3 protein-coding genes are annotated in these 2,775 nt (G+C 33.8%); all 3 read right to left on the reverse strand.

Annotated features, from left to right (window positions below; translation table 11 throughout):
* Window positions 1-25: 25 nt before the first annotated feature.
* Window positions 26-433: an IS3 family transposase gene (locus HMPREF3116_RS06720; RefSeq protein WP_070468603.1), complete on the reverse strand. Its 408-nt coding sequence runs from the start codon at window positions 431-433 to the stop codon at window positions 26-28.
* Entirely contained in the window at window positions 433-1,188 is a 756-nt protein-coding gene (locus HMPREF3116_RS06725) for a helix-turn-helix domain-containing protein (protein ID WP_070468604.1), read from the reverse strand. The genes HMPREF3116_RS06720 and HMPREF3116_RS06725 overlap by 1 nt, the downstream gene beginning before the upstream one ends.
* A gap of 414 nt (window positions 1,189-1,602) precedes the next feature.
* Entirely contained in the window at window positions 1,603-2,544 is a 942-nt protein-coding gene (locus tag HMPREF3116_RS06730; RefSeq protein ID WP_070468606.1) for a 2-keto-3-deoxygluconate permease, read from the reverse strand.
* Window positions 2,545-2,775 lie beyond the last annotated feature (231 nt).

Here is a 2,775-nt window from a genome sequence, read left to right on the forward strand (position 1 = left end):
GACACACAAGCAGCCTATGCTTTTCTTAAGCGCTTAGATATGCTTTTGAATTATTACCGTAAGGTAATTCTGTTACATCTGTAAGTAGCACTTCCATTGGCTTGTATTCTTCTTGGAATGCTCTATTTAAGATGTTTTCTGCCACATGATTAGGTGTATGCGGTTTGTAATTATATCTTTTTTGACGAATAACAGCTTTTAATTTCAATAATTTCATTAATCGATGAACACACTTATGGTTTACTTTAGCACCTAAGTAATGATTTAGATAAATGGTTATCCGACGATAACCATAAATACCATTAAATTTATTATAAGTATGGACAATCATTTCAATAAGCTTTTCTAAACGCTGACCTTTGGGGGATGGTTTGCGATTCAACCATTTATAGTAACCGGCTCTACTGACTTTTAAAGCTTTACATAAATGCACTATTTTGAATCCTTCTTGTTGTAATTTTTTAATGGTTTGATATTCGACTTCATACCTTGTTTGCGTAACATCAACTCTCTTTCCACTTCTCTCCGCTTTTTTATTGCTGCATTTTCCGTTTCTAAGTACTCATTTTTAGCCTTCAGTGCGGCAATTTCTGCCTTTAACTTCTCTTCATTTGTTTGTAAACTATCAGGTTTCCGCCGTCCACGATTATCGCTAAGTCCATCAGGACCGTATTCTTTATACTTTTTAACCCACGAATACACATTGTTGTAGGATACTTGATGTTTCTGAGCTGTTTCTTTATAAGACAATTCATTGGCCAAGCAATCTTTGACAATCATTATTTTTTCTTCTGTGGTCGTTTTTCTGCTTTTCATTTTATACACCTCGGGTAATGGATAACAATTACGGTTTTCTTCACCCTTAGTATACTTGATTATCCAATTTCCAACAGTTGCATCTGAAGGAATATTATACTTACGTGCAATCCCAGCTATTGTTTGATCAGAAGTAAAATACTCCTCAACAATAGCTTGCTTAAACTCTTGACTATAATGATTGTTGGTTTTACTTGACTGAATACCAGAAATACCGTGCTCTTTATATCGTAGAATCTTGCGGCGAAATTTACTTTCTACAAGCTTTAAACCAAAGGTTTCTTGCAACTCACTGATACTTACGCCTTCCTGTAAATATAATTTAATGAAATATTTTAATTCAGATACTGTATGTTTACTATTTGAACGCAAAAAAAACTCCCCCTAAAGTAGATTTACTTTTTTAAGTGTCTACTTTAGAGGGAGCATATCAAAGTGTACGTCCTTAGCCGTGAACAAGCATGAAATCGAGACTAAGGCTCGATTTTAAAGCAGAGAGACCTTGGCTCTCGCTGGTGCCACGGCTTTTAAGGAACGTACACTGAAGGACAAAATACCATTTGTTAGAAATGTTATCTCATTGGTCACTTCCCTTGCCTAAAGGCAAGAAAAAAGCCAAACACATCACAGCGTGCATGGCATTTAACTTTATTGATTTCTTAATTATTATTAAAAACTAAAAAATGTATTCGTGTGCTTTGAAATTATTTACTAACACTATTTGTAAAAGAACCGTAAAATCCAGTCTCAAAATCTATTACTATTTGTTTTAATCTAGTTATATATCTATTTTTTGATATATTTATCGTGAATTTTGTTAACAATTAATGGTGCAACAATCGATGTAATAATTGTAGCCATTAATACTTGCGCTGTAGCAGAAGTTACGTCTTTAGCAACTTCAGGCAAGGCCACTGCAACTACTGCTGGCACGGCTGTTGTCACACCTGCAACGGTAGATAAAGCAATTGCTGAATACCCTTCATAATGTAATACTTTTTTCTCAAAAATATAAGAAATTGGCATTTCTAATATCATGAAGATGATTGTTACAATAATACCAGAAACCCCTGACTTAATTGCTTCAAACATATCCATATTTTGACCAAGCAACCAGCCCAATAACATTAACGATGCTGGCATAACTGCACCAAACACTTTACCGAATTCTTTATCTAAGTTCCCAAAAATAATCCCTATTACTAATGGTAAGAAGACGGAAATAACTGGCATCCAATCTACACCGCCAAAACCACCGTTGATATAGACACTCATAATAATTAAAGGTATTGCTGGAAGTGATGGAATTACCGCAAATGGGTAAATCGCTGCATCATCCTTATCCCCGTAAGATTCAGTAATAGATAAGTTGATAGCTGGATTTGAAGACAACATCACAGAAACAAATCCTAAACCTGAAATTCCCCAGATACCATCTAACCCAAAAAAATTTAAAAAGATAAATGAGAAAACTGTTGCAATTACGATTTTAAAAATGACTAAGGCACCCTGGTGTTTCAGTAATTTACCAATTTTCTTCAAATCAACTGTTGTACCAGATGCAAATACAAGTAAACCAATAATATAATTCGTTCCTGAACTTGAGAAGAAAGCCTCGGTTGGACCACCAATTCTAAATAAATCAGGCATTATCGAGTAAATGATCATAGAAATGATCATTGGAATTAAAAAAGTACCCGCAGGAACTTTACGCATTAAGTTAATCATGTATTACACTCCTTCTTTCTTCACAATTATACGTCTGAAATTTTAGGAATTCAAGCGAACTTCAAAGATTAAAAAAATGCCATGCACTATTGCCAAAAGCCTAAATGTAGCGTTTTCACTCAATTTTTATAAGCTGAAATTAAGAAAACGCATACTTCGTTTTAGAAATACTTTGTGAATTTCCATCTTTAATTATGACCAAAGTTTTAATAATTTAAAAGTTAAAAAATA

Source organism: Aerococcus sp. HMSC10H05, assembly GCF_001806975.1.
GTDB classification, from domain to species: domain Bacteria; phylum Bacillota; class Bacilli; order Lactobacillales; family Aerococcaceae; genus Aerococcus; species Aerococcus viridans_B.

What these genes read in the sequence shown, in the direction of transcription:
- HMPREF3116_RS06730 (WP_070468606.1), bottom strand. Translation starts at nt 2,544, where the DNA reads ATGATTAACTTAATGCGTAAAGTTCCTGCGGGTACTTTTTTAATTCCA.